This is a genomic window from Acinetobacter rudis (assembly GCF_000829675.1).
Classification (GTDB): Bacteria; Pseudomonadota; Gammaproteobacteria; order Pseudomonadales; family Moraxellaceae; genus Acinetobacter; species Acinetobacter rudis.
The window spans coordinates 1-17,334 of the sequence record NZ_BBRX01000077.1 but is presented as its reverse complement, the minus strand read 5'-3'; the positions used below and the strand labels follow the sequence as shown (position 1 = coordinate 17,334).

The 17,334-nt window shown below is 39.7% G+C and carries 12 protein-coding genes and 2 pseudogenes; 6 read left to right on the top strand and 8 right to left on the bottom strand.

Annotated elements, in window-relative coordinates:
• Positions 1–567 (top strand): T6SS immunity protein Tli4 family protein (locus Aru01_RS15770; RefSeq protein WP_042111586.1); only part of this gene is annotated, 567 nt, incomplete at its 5' end.
• A 1-nt stretch (position 568) separates the two neighbouring features.
• Positions 569–2,275 carry an esterase/lipase family protein gene (locus Aru01_RS15765; protein ID WP_016657989.1) on the top strand — a complete coding sequence of 569 codons (1,707 nt, stop codon included), beginning with the start codon at positions 569–571 and terminating at the stop codon, positions 2,273–2,275.
• 80 nt (positions 2,276–2,355) lie between these two features.
• On the opposite strand, the gene Aru01_RS15760 is transcribed toward Aru01_RS15765, so the two are convergent.
• Complete coding sequence (locus Aru01_RS15760) at positions 2,356–3,729, bottom strand: phosphohexomutase domain-containing protein (protein WP_016657988.1); 1,374 nt, start codon at positions 3,727–3,729, stop codon at positions 2,356–2,358.
• A gap of 98 nt (positions 3,730–3,827) precedes the next feature.
• Positions 3,828–5,528: an NAD-dependent malic enzyme gene (locus tag Aru01_RS15755; protein ID WP_016657987.1), complete on the bottom strand. Its 1,701-nt coding sequence runs from the start codon at positions 5,526–5,528 to the stop codon at positions 3,828–3,830.
• Positions 5,529–5,856: 328 nt separating this feature from the next.
• On the opposite strand from Aru01_RS15755, the gene argS reads away from it, so the two are divergent.
• Both argS and Aru01_RS15745 read left to right on the top strand, forming a co-directional pair.
• Positions 5,857–7,656: an arginine--tRNA ligase gene (argS, locus tag Aru01_RS15750; RefSeq protein ID WP_016657986.1), complete on the top strand. Its 1,800-nt coding sequence runs from the start codon at positions 5,857–5,859 to the stop codon at positions 7,654–7,656.
• 22 nt (positions 7,657–7,678) lie between these two features.
• Entirely contained in the window at positions 7,679–8,290 is a 612-nt protein-coding gene (locus tag Aru01_RS15745) for an SPOR domain-containing protein (protein ID WP_016657985.1), read from the top strand.
• A gap of 62 nt (positions 8,291–8,352) precedes the next feature.
• Here the strand turns inward: Aru01_RS15745 and Aru01_RS15740 are convergent, their stop codons facing one another.
• From Aru01_RS15740 to Aru01_RS15715, 6 genes are all read right to left on the bottom strand, one after another.
• Positions 8,353–8,823 carry a putative periplasmic lipoprotein gene (locus Aru01_RS15740; RefSeq protein ID WP_016657984.1) on the bottom strand — a complete coding sequence of 157 codons (471 nt, stop codon included), beginning with the start codon at positions 8,821–8,823 and terminating at the stop codon, positions 8,353–8,355.
• Positions 8,824–8,862: 39 nt separating this feature from the next.
• Entirely contained in the window at positions 8,863–9,906 is a 1,044-nt protein-coding gene (locus tag Aru01_RS15735; protein WP_016657983.1) for a linear amide C-N hydrolase, read from the bottom strand.
• A gap of 14 nt (positions 9,907–9,920) precedes the next feature.
• A complete protein-coding gene (locus Aru01_RS15730; RefSeq protein WP_016657982.1) occupies positions 9,921–10,676 on the bottom strand; it encodes a hypothetical protein in 756 nt (251 codons plus the stop codon).
• 338 nt (positions 10,677–11,014) lie between these two features.
• Positions 11,015–12,202 carry an HlyD family type I secretion periplasmic adaptor subunit gene (locus Aru01_RS15725; protein ID WP_016657981.1) on the bottom strand — a complete coding sequence of 396 codons (1,188 nt, stop codon included), beginning with the start codon at positions 12,200–12,202 and terminating at the stop codon, positions 11,015–11,017.
• Positions 12,203–12,216: 14 nt separating this feature from the next.
• Complete coding sequence (locus tag Aru01_RS15720) at positions 12,217–14,343, bottom strand: type I secretion system permease/ATPase (protein ID WP_016657980.1); 2,127 nt, start codon at positions 14,341–14,343, stop codon at positions 12,217–12,219.
• On the bottom strand, positions 14,340–15,809 hold the full coding sequence (locus Aru01_RS15715) for a TolC family protein (protein ID WP_016657979.1): 1,470 nt from the start codon (positions 15,807–15,809) through the stop codon (positions 14,340–14,342). Before Aru01_RS15715 ends, Aru01_RS15720 begins: the two co-directional genes overlap by 4 nt.
• Before the next feature lie 636 nt (positions 15,810–16,445).
• Here Aru01_RS15715 and Aru01_RS18945 point away from each other — a divergent pair.
• Positions 16,446–16,763, top strand: a pseudogene (locus Aru01_RS18945) (BapA/Bap/LapF family prefix-like domain-containing protein); the annotation flags it as partial.
• 153 nt (positions 16,764–16,916) lie between these two features.
• A pseudogene (locus Aru01_RS18940) lies at positions 16,917–17,334 on the top strand (Ig-like domain-containing protein); the annotation flags it as partial.

The window sequence follows — 17,334 nt, the reverse complement described above, 5'->3', positions numbered from 1 at the left end:
GATATGCAGCAGACCTTGAAGAGTATAAAAATCAGATCATCTCAAGGGGAAACGCAGGCGGGTCTTTGTTGGAGAGAGTACTTTATTGTTGATGATATGCGTCAAAATATTCCGTTTACCGGTGGATATTTGCACTTTACTTTTCCCAGTTACCCACGAGTTCGTGCAGATATAGAGCATCGGGTACGTTTGGAGTCAGATCAACCCTTAGATGAGTTAATAAAAAAGAGACAGGATGAATGGCCAGCGTTTGCGAGTATGTTGATGAAAATTGATCATCTGAGAGAACATAAAAAAACTGTGAATGGCTTAAATGGTATAGAGATACTCAATCATGTGACCAGACGGGGTTACTTTGAGCGTGGTTTTGAAGTTGAAGAATGGCAGTATTTGGGTAACTTAGAAAACTATAATGATCCATTTATACAATTTAGTTTTGATAGTGCAGACATGGTTAATCAACATGACTCATTAAGTTCTGCAGTGAGCCAGAAAGAGGTTATTAAATTGAATGACTTTATTCTCAATAGCTTACAAATATCAGCAAACAATAAAAAGGAAAAATAAAGTGGCCAACATTATTGCACAGGAAAAATCATCAACCAGTCCAATAAGTAATAAGCGGGGGACATATGTTGAAGTCCCTAGACCAGATACCATTCCGATTATATTTGTCCCAGGCATTATGGGGTCAAATATCTACAACACACACTTAAGAAAATCGGTTTGGAAAATTGGGAATGGTAGTGGCAAGATTGGTACAGTTTACTCACAAATGCAAAAAAGTCCTGCTGTATTACAAACTGAACTTGATCCCTTAAATACTCAAGTCGATATGAGTGGAGATATACAAGTTGATTATCGGCTGAGACTAACTGAAAAAATACTGAGAGAACGTTATTGGGGTACAGTCCATTGGGATAGCTATGGTGACATGTTGACCTATTTGCAATTAGCTCTTAATCGTGTTGACTTAGAAGAACAAAAAATCTACGCGGGGGGTGCGTGGGGATCATATGCTGTGATTCAGCAATTTAAGGATCAAGAGGTGGTTCGGGAGTGGAAAAGTTTATTGAATCAAGCAGAGATGCCAAAGTGGGGTGCTCAACAGCCATTTATCGGTATTAACCAACAAGAAATAGAACATCTTAAAAACTTTCATTTCCCTGTTTATGCAATGGGCTATAACTGGCTGCAATCGAGTGAAGAAGGAGCCGCGTTGGTAAGCCAAAAATTAGATAAGATCAAAAAGCAGTATGCTGGAAGCTTTCATCAATTTATAGTGGTGACACACTCTATGGGGGGCTTGTTAACACGCAGATTGGTCCAACTACGTCATGATATTGCAGGTGTGGTCCATGGGGTGATGCCAGCAGAAGGGGCAGCAGCTGCCTATCGACGGATAGTAACAGGTTCCGGAGATGCAGGAGCCGCAGCCTATGTATTGGGTAAAAATACTGAACATGTAACAGCAGTTTTAGCAAATGCACCAGGTGGTTTAGAGCTGCTACCAAGCAAAGCCTATAATGGTGGTAAACCTTGGCTATTTTTAAGAGGTACCGGCGTTATCAATGGTCATGAGCAACAACATGTTGTTGCTCTGCCCAAACACAATCCCTATGAAGAAATATATAAGGCAGATGGGGTTTGGTGGGAAATGGTTAAAGCTGAATTAATTGATCCAGCTGATATCACATCTAAAAGGAATTCTGGTAAACGCCCTAAGGATATATATTTCAAAACCATTGAAAAGGTGGAAGAGTTTCATAAAAAAATTACGAATAAATATCATCCTTGTACTTATATAAATTATGGGCATGATACTCAATATGCCAGTTTTGGGACTTTGTCATGGCAACTGGATAGAAAAATAACAGGACTCACAGAAACTCAAGTTTTAAAACTACCAAGAATAAATGCAAAAGAAATAGATGCCTATAATAGTAAAATTTTAAAGGAGGCAAGTTATGTGGGAATGGGTGCATCTGCAGAGATTAGAGATAATATTAAGGAAAATAATGGACTGAGATATATCAAATTGGTGAGTGGTCAATTTGCGACATTTAAAATATCTGAAAAAGATACTGCTGGTGATGGTACGGTGCCGTGGCAATCTGGCCGAGCGCCATTGAAGCAATCTGGTGTTAAGCAAGTTTTTCAAATGAAAGGTTTTGATCACCAAGGTTCTTATAAAAATGCGCAGGTTAAGCGTTCCGTTTTGTATTCTATTGTTCGCATTATTAAAGAAAATAATATTCAACCTAAAAATAGGTAGTTGTTTTGCACCAGGTCAGCTTGTCCATTTAAATAAACCAGCATGATGCTGGTTTATTTTTTAACTTAGTTTGATGGCGTTTAAGATTGAATAATTGCCGTGAGTTCATCGATATAGTGCTGCATCGCTTGGGGGTGGCGGTCACGTCGGCTTTCAATATTTAAGCGTAATAAAGGCTCAGTATTTGAGGCACGAACATTAAAGCGCCAAGCTCCAAAATCTAAGCTTACACCGTCTGTGCGATCAATCTCTGGCTTTTGCGCTTGATAATAATCAAAGATTTTTTGAATTGTGACAGCCGTATCCTGTACTTTAAAGTTGATCTCGCCACTACACGGAAATTTGGCAATCATTTCTTCTACGAGGCTAGACAGTGACTGTTTGGTTTCAGAGAGCACAACGATGGCCAATAACCATGGAATCATACCACTGTCACAATACGCAAAGTCGCGGAAATAATGGTGTGCACTCATCTCTCCACCATAAACCGCATTATGTTCACGCATCACATCTTTAATGAAGGCATGGCCTGATTTAGACTGTACTGCTGTACCTTGGTATTGTTCAAGAATATCTAAAGTGTTCCAAACTAAACGTGGATCATGCACAATTTTTTCACCTTTTTGTTTGAGTAAAAAGGCTTGAGCTAGTAATCCAACGATGTAATATCCTTCAATAAATTGCCCTTTTTCATCAAACAAGAAACAACGATCAAAGTCACCATCCCAAGCAATACCCATATCTGCTTTGTGGATGAGTACCGCTTGACGAGTACTCTCACGATTTTCAGGTAAAATTGGGTTGGGAATCCCGTGTGGGAAAGTTCCATCTGCTTCGTTGTGAATTTTGATGAATTCAACAGGAATATTAAGTTGCTGGAATTTCTGTTCTAATGCATCAATGACATGGCCTGCTGCACCGTTGCCAGCATTCATGACCAATTTAAGCGGACGAATTTTAGCAGGGTCGATATAACCAATGAGGTGTTCGATAAATTCAGGTAAAATATTGTACTTTTGGCAATGGCCTTTGTGCTCTACGGCTTTAAAGTCAGCACATTCTGCAAGTGCCTGAATATCTTTAAGTCCTGTATCTGCACTGATTGGACGGGAATTTTCTCGAACCAACTTCATGCCGTTATAGTCCATTGGATTATGGCTAGCAGTAATTTCAATACCACCTTGCACATCGAGATGGAATGCGCCGAAGTAAACTTCTTCAGTCCCTGTCATCCCCAGATCTAAAACATCAACACCTGCATCATTGAGACCACGAATCGTTGCTTGTTTCAGAGCTTCACTACTTAAACGTATATCACAACCAATAACGACACGTTGAGGTCGATAAATTTGTCCATAGGCACGGCCAATCTTGTAGGCAATATCTTCATTGAGTTCGGTACCTAATTTTCCACGAATATCGTAGGCTTTAAAACAAGTAAGTGTTGTGGTCATGAGTCTAGTAATTTGGTCAAAGGTATCAAAGTGCCAGTTATAGCATAAATCACGCACTACAGCGATGCCGCTCTAGTGCGTAGTTTGGGGCAAGAAACTTAGAATGAAACGCGCTTATAGTGACGATACTCAGGTTGCCAGAAGTTGGCGTTTATTCGTACTGTGAGTTCTTCATCACTCATTGCAGGCGCAACCCCATCCTCAATTGCTGCTTTAGCAACGCGGAATGCAATTTTTTTCGATACGCTTTGTAGCTCATCCAAATTTGGTAGTAGATCTGCTTCAGGATCATGTAGTTTTGGTGAGCAATCAGCAAGCGCTGCACTTGAGGCAATCATCATGCGGTTGGTAACACGAGTTGCATGTACTGAAATGACACCTAAGCCAATTCCTGGGAAAATATAGGCATTATTACACTGTGAGATATTATGGATTTTGCCTTGATAATTGACTGGTGAGAACGGGCTGCCCGTTGCAATCAATGCCTGACCATCCGTCCAACGAATGATATCCGCTGGTAATGCTTCTACATGTGATGTTGGGTTACTCAGTGGAAGTACGATGGGATTGGCACAGTTTGCATGTAGACTCTTAATGACTTGCTCATTGAATAAACCAGCTTGTCCAGAAACGCCAATCAAAATACTGGGTTTCGCCGATTGCACTACATCGAGCAAGGAAATCAGTCCATCTGCATTCCCCCAAGTTGCAACTTGATCCGCTTTTTGAGCTAGAGCACGTTGGAAGCTACGGAGAGTTGGCATATTTTCGGTGATTAACCCAAAACGATCAACCATATATACTCGACTACGTGCTTCTGCATCACTTAGCCCATCTTCAACCATTTGAGCAATGATTTGTTCTGCAATACCACAGCCCGCGGAGCCGGCACCTAAGAAAGCAATAGTTTGATCTTTGAGTTGCTTTCCAGCCGCTCGACTTGCTGCAATGAGACTACCCACCACAACAGCTGCTGTACCTTGGATATCATCATTGAAGCAGCAATATTGATCACGGTATTTTTCAAGTAAAGGCATGGCATTGTTTTGCGCAAAATCTTCAAATTGAATTAATGCATCAGGCCAGCGACGTTTGATTGCACGGAAGATTTCTTCAACAAAGTTATCATAGTCTTCACCGACTACACGTGGTTGTCTCCAACCCATATAGATAGGGTCGTTGAGAAGTTGTTGATTATTGGTACCAACATCAATGGTGATCGGGAGGGTATAAGCTGGGCTAATGCCACCACACGCAGTATAAAGTGACAATTTACCAATCGGGATACCCATCCCCCCAATGCCAAGGTCACCTAGACCTAAAATACGTTCGCCATCAGTAATTACAATGACTTTGACACTTTTACGGTTGACGTTTTGCAAAATGTCATCGATACGGTTGCGATCTGGATAAGAAATAAATACGCCACGGTGACGACGATAGATATCCGAGAAGCGCTGACAGGCTTCACCGACGGTTGGGGTATAAATGATTGGCATCATTTCAGAAAGGTGTTTGCTGATCAGGTGATAGAACAGCGTTTCATTTGTGTCTTGAATATTTCGTAAATAAATATGCTTATTGATGTCTTCGTTAAAAGAAATGTACTGTTGATATGAGCGTTGATGTTGCTCTTCGATCGTTTCAATGACCTGTGGAATCAATCCATGTAAATTGAAATCGTTACGTTCTTGTTCACAAAATGCAGAGCCTTTATTCAGCAAAGGTAGCTCTAACAAGGTATAGCCAGCATAAGGAGTATATAGCGGGTGTTTGTTTTTTAAGTTTTCAGTGGTCATTTCCAATCTCAGGCGTTGACTTTGCGATGCTCAAAAATATGGACGCAATTCGCATTACAGGGCAGATGCTCTTAAGCTTAAGCCTATTTTATGACAAAAGGGTATTTATTTGCGTGATAATGGTGTGAGTGCTATATCAAAGTAATGATAAGTTCAACTGTTTTCAGCAGCTTAACTGCTACGAGTGATTAAAAAATAGATCATTTGTTTAAGCCGAATAGGCTTGTTTTAAACAGAACATACACTTTAATGTTGAAATCTCCTCCCCTAAAGCGGGCGAAATTTGCTATATTTGCTGTTTTTCTACGACTTACATTTTCGATAGATTATGAATACGGCCATACAAGCAGCACTCGATCACGCAACTCAAGCTCTACAGTCAGCAGGGGTCCTTCCAGCAGATTGGAAAAACACCAGTAGTTTGACGCGAACCAAGGATCGAAGTCACGGCGATTTTGCTTCGAACATTGCCATGATTGCATCAAAAGCAGCAGCAATGAAACCCCGTGAGCTAGCTGAACAATTTCTGGCACACTTACCAGAAGTCAGTGAAATCAGTAAAGCTGAAATTGCTGGTCCTGGGTTTATTAACTTCTTTTTAAATGCAGATCAACGCTTTGCTGTTCTGGATCAAATCCAACAACAACAAGAAAAATTTGGTTTTACTACAGCCAATGCGAAGAAAAAAGTACAAGTTGAATTTGTTTCTGCCAATCCAACGTCTAGCCTACATGTAGGCCATGGTCGTGGTGCGGCTTATGGTATGACAGTTGCCAATTTACTTGAGGCAACTGGTGCGAGTGTTGAACGTGAATATTACGTTAACGATGCTGGCCGTCAAATGGATATCTTAGCGACCTCTACTTATTTACGTTATTTGCAAATTTTAGGACAAGAGCTCGTTTTTCCAAAAAATGCATATCAAGGCGATTACGTTAAAGAGATTGCGCAAGGCATTATCGACCAAGATGGTGATGCTTATGTACAAAGTACAGCAGACATATATAAAGATGTACCTGCAGATGTTGAATATGCCGCAGAACTAGATGCAGATGGCAATAAAATCGTGCTTTCTGGTGATAAAGAAAAGCATATCGATGGTTTGATCTTTAATGCACAACAGTTGATTGGTGCAGATTATCGCGTCTTCCATCAAGCAGCTTTACATGCCATTTTGCAAGATATCAAACAAGACTTAGGTGAGTTTGGCGTAACATTTAATCAGTGGTTTAGTGAAGCAACATTGACAGATAAAATCGATGAAGCACTACAGACATTAGATCAACGTGGTTATCTCTACGAAAAAGATGGCAATATCTGGTTCAAATCAACAGAGTTTGGCGATGAAAAAGACCGCGTAGTGAAACGTCGCAACGGTCAAACTACTTATTTTGCTTCTGATATTGCTTACCATCTGAATAAATTACAACGTGGTTTTACTGATTTGATCGATGTTTGGGGATCTGATCACCATGGTTATATTGCACGTGTTAAAGCTGCAATTGATGCAATGGGCTATGACTCATCGAAACTTACTGTATTGTTAGTACAGTTTGTGAGTTTATGGCGTGGTGGTGAGATGGTGCAGATGTCATCTCGTTCAGGCCAGTACGTGACATTACGTGATTTACGTAAAGAAGTGGGTAATGACGCTGCGCGCTTCTATTATGTGATGCGTAAGTCAGAACAACACATTGATTTTGATTTAGATCTAGCCGTTTCGCAAAGTAAAGATAATGCGGTGTATTATATTCAATACGCACATGCCCGTATTCAGCGTATTTTGCAAAAAGCAGATAAAATTGGTATTACATTTGATGCAATTGCTGCACGCCCGCTTGCAGTTCAGTTACAGTTAGAGGCTGAAGTTGAAATTTTGGCTAAACTTGCAGCTTATCCTGAAATTATTACTCGTGCAGCCAATGCGCATGAACCTCATCAAGTGGGTAACTACTTAAAAGAGTTAGCAGCATTGTTCCATGGTTGGTATGCGTTGGATGGTGTTAAGTTCCTAGATGAGCAAAATATTGAGTTATCTCAAGCGCGTTTACTCTTATCTATGAATGTACAGCAAGTTTTAAAAAATGGTCTAACACTGTTGGGCGTATCTGCACCGACAGAAATGTAACGAGAATAAGAGAGGGTAGTCCGTGTTCGGTAAAACACAACGTGGTGTAACAGAGCGCAGCAATAAGCCCAAACCGTCCTTGGTTCCCAAGTGGTTGGGTATGTTGGTGGCAATTTTATTGGTGATTGCAGCAGCAGTTGCTGTAATGCTATGGAAGCCATGGGCACCTGTGCCTGCCAATAGTAATGAAGTGCGCTCAGAGCACTATAAAGAAGAGACCAACAAAGACTATCGTTTCTATGACTTGTTACCCCAGCAACAGGTTACTCCTATTCCGCAACAGGCAGTTCCTGAAACGCCTTTGAATGCACGTCCAACGATTGTAGAAGCCCCTCAACCACCACAACCTGCAGTGAGTGAGGAGCCATTAACTGAAGAGCCAACAGCAGTACTTGCCGAAGTGAAACCATCGTACATTTTACAAGTGCGTAGTTATGCAGATCCAGATAGTGCTGATGCACGTCGTGCTGAGATTTTACTCAATGGTTTATCGGCAGATGTGATTAAAACTACGGACAATGGCAAAGTCTGGTATCGTGTAATATCTGGACCATATGAGTCACAAAGTGCTGCAGTTATTGCTCAAAAAACTTTGCAGAATAGCGGTATTGATTCGATTGTTGTAAAACGTTAAACAAAAAATCAAGCAATAAAAAAGACGCATTTTAAAATGCGTCTTTTTTGTTTTCATGGAGTTTAGTCGGTATAAGCCTGAACAAACTGTGCATAGGCTGAGGATGCTTTACCATCTTTATAGATATAACGTTTAATTTCACCTTTATTAGTGATGATATTCATACTCGCTGCAGGCGTACCTTTGAGTTTGGCCATCAAATTCGGCGGTGTATCAATGGTGACCCCAGAGCGATAAAAGCCGCGTGTAAACTCTTGATTGGTTGAGCTTGGCTTATAAGCATACGAAATTTGGCCGTTATTAAATACCACTGCTTTGATGTCGTAATAGCTTGCAGGATTATCGAGATAAATATGTAGTTGAACTTGGCTTTTATCTTCAGCATTCCAATTGACTTTAATCACTGGACAGAGTTCACCTAATTCACAGAGCAAAATACCTTTGGTGGCATTTTGTGCTGTTGGTGCTGTTTGCTGATGAGCACAAGCGCCCAGCATGAGTGCACTACCTAAAAGTAAAGCGAGTTTTTTCATACGATTGATCTCAAACCTGCAAGTAATATCTGATAATTATTACTCAATACCCAAGAAAGTAAATGGTTTTGACTCGACAAACGCAGCGTTTGCTTTGCCTGCATAGATTTTTGCCTGGTCTGCACCTAAGTCTAACTTACGTGTTTTACCATCATTAAAGTTAATATCTTTAAGGTCAACCCAAAATACGTTTGGTGATACTGCAGATTCAAAATAGTAACGAACACGTTTATGATCGACTACCGTTCTCCAACGTGTTGATGAGATATTAGGCTGTTCTTCAGTGTTTAGACCATAAGGTACAGATACGTTACGAATCACACTAAATACACTGGCCAATGAATGTTCTGGCGAAGCATCTTTAGGAATCGCATTGATATAAAAAGATGCACGGGCAAAACGATCTGCTGCACGGTTGGTGCCTGGTAACATCGTTGTACCACCGATTAACTGCCAATAGTCATCTAAAGCTAACTGTTTATCAAAGGTCGGTGAGTTGGTCATAACTTGATATTCTTTATTATGATGAATCACTTGCTTGCCATTGATATATTCGACGATTGCGCTATCACCACTGCTATCTGAGATAGAGAGATGTAAAGTGGTGAGACGTTTTTCTCCAGGGACCATATCGGTCACCACAATGAATGGTTCTTTTTCGAGTGCAGCGACAGCTTCATTTACTGTGGCAAAGTTATCAAGTACATACTGTGCCCATAGAGAAATACTTAAGGTTGGTTTTTTGCTTTTTTCAGTATTTGGATATTGTGATTCAACTAACCAGAGTAAGTTTGCTGAAAGCCCTTTCTCGTTGACACCATCGGTGCTTGAAATATCATAGCCACTGGCAATAACACTACCGTATTTTGATGTCCATTTAATCGAGTTTGGACCTGCAACGCCGTGACGGACCACTTTACTTGGTAAAATCCAAATATTTGTACCCACATCGCTTTTCCAGTCCATACTTCGCGCAGTCATCACTTCATTTTTTCCGATGAAGACTGCACGAGTGCAGGCATCAGCAATGCTGGTGAGTAAAAAACTTGATGCAATTAAACTTTGGCAAATAATTTTTTTCATAGTATTCACTTATTTTAAAAGAGTGGAAGGTTGACACCAATAACTGGGCCATGTTGTGTGATATGCCATTTAAAATCACCACTATGGTGATCTTGCTCAAAATAACGATAACCCAATCTAAAATTGATTGGACGTTTAAAAATCTCTTGACGATAACCGACATACATTTGGGCTGAGCGTGTATCTTCGACCCCAAAGCTCAACTCCGAAGCAAGGTTCCACGGTGAGTCAAAGTTGTATTTAAAACGACTGCCCCAAAACACCTCATCCCAATCGGCGTTGACTTGACTGGTATGATGAAAGGCACTCAGTTCAGATTTAAGTTCAGTGCGATGTACACCGATCATGGGTTCTACAATAAAACGTGGATAATTATTATTTGGATTTCTTTCAGAAACATAGGCTTGATAATACGCACCTAAACTTTGTCGTTTTTGCTTAACATATGCTGCGACAGGAATATGTGCCACGCTTTGTTCAGTACTGAGTTTGGCCATTTGGGTATCATAGAACATGCCCCAGCGGCCTTTACTGATATCAAAATGTGCCATATAAGTTTCATCTAAATAATCCAGACTATCCTTAAAGGGTTGATCGACATCATAGTGGATATTACCTTTTTGAATCTCCCCATTGGCATCAGAGGCAAAGGCATATAGGTTAAGGTTGACCTTGACAGGGCCCTCCCAGCTACTGCTGCTCTGGTTTTGTGCATAATTCAGTGGGCTAAAGGTCAGTGCTGAGATTAAACCGATCAGTTTATACTTCATATGTGATCCGATGAAATTAAAATTGTTGGTTGTGATAAATACAAATAATCAATATGAGTGTGTAGCGATGTATAAATTTAAGTCATACCTTATATAGCTACTCAAGCAAGTTCTTTTTGCTGTGCATCATTGTTGTTATCCCAATCAACCTTGATCGAAAAATACAGCAGCTTGCTTAATACTTAGATGACAATTGCTTTACTATAGCACCAGATGTTTAATATCACAGCAGATTATTGGAATTTTTTAGAGAAAAATCATATTAATAAACAAATTGATGGATTGCTTAAGCAATAAAAATCCCCGACATTTGCGGGGGATTAAATTATAATTTAAAGTTATCTTTCACGTAATGCTTCGCGTGCTTTATTGAATGGTTTGAGCAGGTAATCCATAATTGTTTTTTGACCCGTACGGATATCAACTGTCGCTACCATCCCAGGTGTAATGCTAAAACTTGCTCCAGCTTTGTTATAAAGTTTGTCAGTATTGGTTCGAATATAGACGCGATAATAAAACTGATCTTGTTTGACCTCATCTCTTAATGTATCTGGAGAGATAATGGTCACTTTGCCATCTAGCCCACCATAGATCGAATAATCATAAGCGGTGACTTTGACTAAAGCCTCTTGACCAGGATGAATAAAAGCAATATCACGTGGTGAGATTCTTGCCTCGATAAGCAGCTGTTCATCTAGCGGAACAATGGTCATGAGTTTACCATTTTGTGGGATGACACCGCCCAAAGTGGTTACGGTGATTTCTTTCACTACTCCGCGTACGGGTGCTTTAAATACGGTTCGGCTTAAGGTATCACTACGACCCAATACAATTTGTCGTTGCGTCTCAATGTCAGTGTTGGCTTTGGACAATTCTTCTCGTGCTTTGACATAGTATTGAGTACGGATATCGGTCATCTTATTTTTAAGTTCATTGGCTTGACGCTTTAAACGTAATACCTCAACCTCACTGGCTGCACCTTTAGAAACTAGCGGTTCAGTCATAACAAGCTCTTCATTCACTAGAGCTAGTGCTTGAGATAAGCCTAATAATGTTTCATCAAGATTGGCACGACGTGATTGGTAGAGGGCTGTTTCTGCATGCACTAAAGCAGGCTCTTTACGTACAGCTTCAGGAAAGTTTAAAGGCGTTCCATTCACTTCAGCTGTTAAACGTGCAGCAGTTGCCTGTGCTGAGGTGAGTAAAGACTGGGATTCTCCGACGACTGATTGCAAGCGTGTGGGATCAAGTTGAGCTAACACTTGATCTTTTGCAACGATATCTCCTTCTTTAACATTGAGTTTAGTTAAGATGCCACCTTCAAGAGATTGAATAGTTTGTTCTTTGGATGAAGGAATAACCTTTCCTGTACCCGTTGATACTTCTTCGAGTTTAAAAAACCAAGCCCATAATAATAAGGCGCTAAGCCCAAGCACGATAATCCAAATGACAATACTGGCCCGAGGTAAAGGTGGATCTTGAAAAGTCGTCTTGGAGTTGCTGGAAACTGATGTTGTTTCACTCATGATTGAATTCCTGATTATATTTGAGCAGTTTGAGCTGGAGCTGATTGATTAAGGATTTGATCACGAGGGCCATCCATCACGATTTTTCCGTTATTAATCACAATAATACGATCAACTAATTGCAAGACAGGACGACGATGTGTAGCAACGACAAGCGTACGGTGACCGAGCCATTGTTTGAGATGATCAATCAGTATTTTTTCAGACATTTCATCGAGTGCTGCTGTTGGTTCATCGAGTAATAAGATATTGGGTTGACGTAGGAGTAATCGCGCCATTAATAAGCTTTGGCGTTGTCCACCTGAAAAACCGACACCACCTTCTAAGATCACATGATCAAGCCCTTCTTTTTTCTCTTGGACAAACTGCAGAGCACCAGTAAGTTTTAAGGTTTTTATAATGTCTTCATCACTGATCAGGGGGGCACCTAGACTTAAGTTTTCTCGGATAGAACCAAAAAAGAGATGTGCATTTTGATTGAGTAAGTTCATGTCGCGGCGGACATCAGCTGGATCAAGCAAAGTTAAATCTACGCCATCTAATTGAATGGTTCCATTGAGTGGTGTCTGCATACCTGAAAGTATTTGGAGTAAGGTCGATTTTCCAGCGCCGTTACGTCCAAGAATGGCAACTTTTTCACCTGCTTGAATATTGAGTTCTGTAAGTGAAAGACTAGGATGTGGATCATCCTGAGTGTATTGGAACAATACTTTACGTAGTTGATAATGGCCATGGAGTGCTGGACGATGAATCAGGTGTGCACGATCGGGTTGATCTACATTACGCTGCATGAGCTCATCTAAACTTTTTTTGGCGACCTTGGCTTGTTGTAAGCGCATGAGTACACCGGTGAGCTGGGTGATTGGTGCAAGCATACGTGACGATAAGATTGAACAGGCCACCAAAGCACCTGTAGTCATATCGCCTTTCATAACATCAAATGAGCCAACGAGCACCACAAATACAAAAGCTAATCCCTGTATTTTTTGAATCCATGCAGTGAGTACACCAATAATTTTACGCTGTTGCAGACTGATCTCTGCAGACACGTCATTCATATGATTCCACTGGTTTTGAAAGCGTGATTCTGCTCGTAATAATTTAATATCCTCAATGCCTTGAACCGATTCGACCAAGGTTGCATTTCGAATGGCGGATTCACGCATGCCCTCTTGAGCAAGTTTAGAAAGTGGTTTTTGTACGAGCAGGCAGGGAATGATCATCAGAGGGACGATTAACAACATCACCCAAAATAGGTTGCCACCAATTAACCAAAAAATTGCTAGAAATAGGAAAAAGAAGGGGAGATCTGCGATCGCTGTAATGGTGGTTGAGGTGACTAATTCTCTGACCCCATCTAACTCGCGGATTTGAGATATAAATGTACCAGTAGATTTGGAGCGTTCATTGTTTTTGATGCGTAAGGCATGTCCAAAAACTCGATCTGAGATTTTTAAATCCGCACGTTTGCCAATGATATCTGACAAATAGATTCGTGAAACACGCAGTATAAACTCAAATACAGAGGCCAGCATAACTCCGCCGAACAGAACCCAAAGCGTCGGAATCGACTGAGAAGGCACTACTCTGTCGTAGACTTGCATTGAAAATACGATCGTTGCTAGAGCTAAGACGTTGGTGATTAAGGAAGAAAACATAATATCGATATAACGTTTCCAATCCTGCAATACGATAGACCAGAACCAACTGGCCTGATAAGGCTTGATATATTCATCAATCCGCACATCAGGAATTGAGTGCTCAGGTCTCAAAATATAAACATGTTCGATTAAGGGCGTGACGTCATCGATAGAGAAGCTTTGAGATAGGCCATGTTCACCACTAAACTGAATACTTAAGTTATTTGAGCCATCCATTTTATCGATGATCCCTACTTGATGGTTGTTAAACTCAACCAAGATAGGGAGGCGCCACGGATGTAAAATATCGCGACTAAATTTGTCTTTTTTATAATTCAATCCAATCTGACGGCACATAATTTGTAGTGCTTCATCAATATGTTGGTGTTGATTCCAGTCGAGTTGTAGTCGGATCCGTTCTTCAGAAGGTTCTATGCGGTAATGTTTTGCAATTGTTAAAACAGCTTGCAACCAAGGTTGGTAATTTAAGGGTTGATTCATGGTTGCACCTCGAATCCTTGTATTGAAATATTATTTAAGTCATAGGCTTGGCGAGTACGACCCGTCGCTGAAATAAACTGTGCGAGACTGCTATAGATGTCATAGCGAGCATTTTCTAATTCTGAGTTGGCACTATGGATCGCCATTTCGGCATTGAGTAAGTCCAATACTGTGCGAGTGCCTAATTTGTATTGTTCTTGATAGAGTTCTTTGGTTTTGATGGTGGTATTTTGTCGATCATTAAGCACCATCATTTGTTTTTGCTTATTTTCTATCGTTTCTCTTGTCGTACGAACTTGATCGAGTATGTCCAAATATACGGCATTTACTTTTGACCTCGATGCTTGTTCAGCATAGCTAGCAGAGCGGCTACGGGCCCCAGTTGCTCCACCCTGATAGAAGTCACTTCGCGCCTCAACCATGATTGAACTATCTAGGCCATTGTCTTTTTGGTTGCCAGGATTAACACCATTGATTGCCTGAGAAACAGTACCTTTGAGTACAAAAGTTGGATAACGGCTAAGTTCAATTTGTTTCTTATCGACTTTGGCCATCTCTACTTCAATCTGTGCTGCAACCATTTTGGGAATGCTATTTAAAGCAGGATCGCTATATAGTTCAGATGCAACGACCAATTGTTCAGGAATATTCCAGTGTTTTGCAGATATATCAAAACCAATTAAAATACTTAAACGTTGTTGAAATTGTTGCAACATAGATTGCTGCATAATCAGGTTTGATCGTGCTGATTGTAAGAATGACTCAGCTTGTACGGGGTCTGCTTGACTGCTAATTCCAGCGCGTGCGCGTAAGCGTGCAATAGATAAAATTTTCTCTATGCCTTGAACTTGCTGTTCAGCAATACGTAGACCGACACGATAACGCTCGATGTTAATTATGGTGACACTGGTTTGATAGGCAATATCTTCGATTCGAATCAGAACATTCGCTTGCTCTAGCTTTAACCTTTCCTTTTGGGCATCAACGCTACTTTTAACTTTGCCAAAGTCGTAGAGTAATTGTGATGCATTGAGACTTAAGATCTGTCGCCCACGGTCTGAACTACCAAAGTCACCAGTACCCATCCCACTTGAAAGTTGCGGATAGTATTGTGATTTTGCAATTTCAATATTTGAATTTTGTGCAGCAAGTACAGCCAAATTTTGTGAGACTTGTGGATTACGTTGTAATACCTGCTGAATGGCTTTAAAAAAATTCAAGGCACTGATCTGCGTTGTAGACGGTGCAGTTTTTGATTGATCCATTGGCGTAAATTTAAATTTACTCAATTGCTGTAATTCAATCGTTTTAAAATCTTGTTCGGATTTAGGTTGAAAGACACTGGTGAGTTTATCTTTTAAATGAGATGAAACATCTTTTTGATCCGCTGCATAAACTACATTTATTGATAAAAGTAGTGGTATAGCTAGATAAATTAACTGGGGCTTTAAAATATTTTTAGGCATTTTTTACATATTTCTATATGAATAAAATTTTGAAACATCGATGCTTTATTTAATTTGATTCTAAAAATGGTATTTAAGTAATATTTTATTTGGCATAATTTATTTATTTGTTGTTATACAAGAAATAAATTTAGCAAAGACAGTTTTGTTTTAACTGTTTGATTTAAAATAAGAGTAAATGCCCGAATCAAACTTTATGTGTTTATTTATAGATAAGTTTTTTATTAACTCAAAATATATTTTTTCATAATGAATTTTTTAGAACTATCATTATGAAATATAACAATTTTTTTGAGTGTAAATTATAACACTATGTATTTAAGTATTTGTTTTATAGTACATAATTAGATATGTCTTTGCATTTTTCATTTACTGATTAATCTTATTTTTTAATGGTGATTACTTTAGTTCACTCTGTTGTTTATTTGTTTGGGTGGTTTTTATTATAACTTTATGTTTTTTAGAATATTTATTATTTGTTTTTTAATTGTACTCAAATGGTTTGTTATTATTTCTTTTACTTTTTATAAAGTCGTGTATGTTTCTCAATGAGTTAATCTATTTAACTTGTGATTTTTTATTTATAAATAAAAATTTTTTGGTTTCTAGAAGATATTAACCATAGAGGACAATAAAATGTCAGAGATGAAAATCGTTTCTAAAGCGAGTCATAAGGTTTTACAAGAGTTAAATGGCCAAAAGGCTGCGCTTACAGAAGCGTCTGTTGTTGTGATAAAAGCCAATATGGATGATGTCCAACAAATTGTTAAAGACGGTAAAAATGCAGTTATCACTCTTAAAAACGGTGAAAAGATTGTTATTGAAAACTTCTTTACGGGTGTGGGCTATGAAACTGAAAATAGTCTAGTTTTAAATGATGATGATAATAAATTGCTTTGGGCTCAATTTACTGATGCCAATGGGGCAATGCTAGATAACATTACATTTGGTTATATAGACACCATTGAACCACTTTTATACCACGACGGTGCGTATAGCTTATGGGGATGGCTTGCTGTTCCTTTGACTGTAGCAGGGATCCTAATTTGGGCTGGAAGCAGTAGTGGTGACGATGGTTCTGACAAAATTACACGTGTGTTAGATAAGCCAGAAGTTGATCCAATTAATGGTAAAGATCCTATTACTGGTCGAGGTGACCCTGATACTGAGATTATCGTAACGTTCCCAGATGGGAAAACAGAAACCGTTACAGTGGATAAGGATGGTACATGGACTGCACCGAACCCAGGTTTGGAAGATGGCGATGAAGTTGTTGTCGTTGCGAAGGATAAGGATGGAAATACCTCACCTCCAGTTGTTGTAATTGTTGATGCAATTGCACCACCAGCGCCAATTATTGATCCAGTCAATGGCAAAGATCCAATCACAGGTACGGCAGAACCTGAGAGTAAAGTGACAGTCACTTTCCCTGATGGTAAGACGGTTACTGTTACAGCGGATGAGAATGGTGCGTGGACTGTACCCAACCCAGGTTTAGAAGATGGTGACAAAGTTGTAGCGGTTG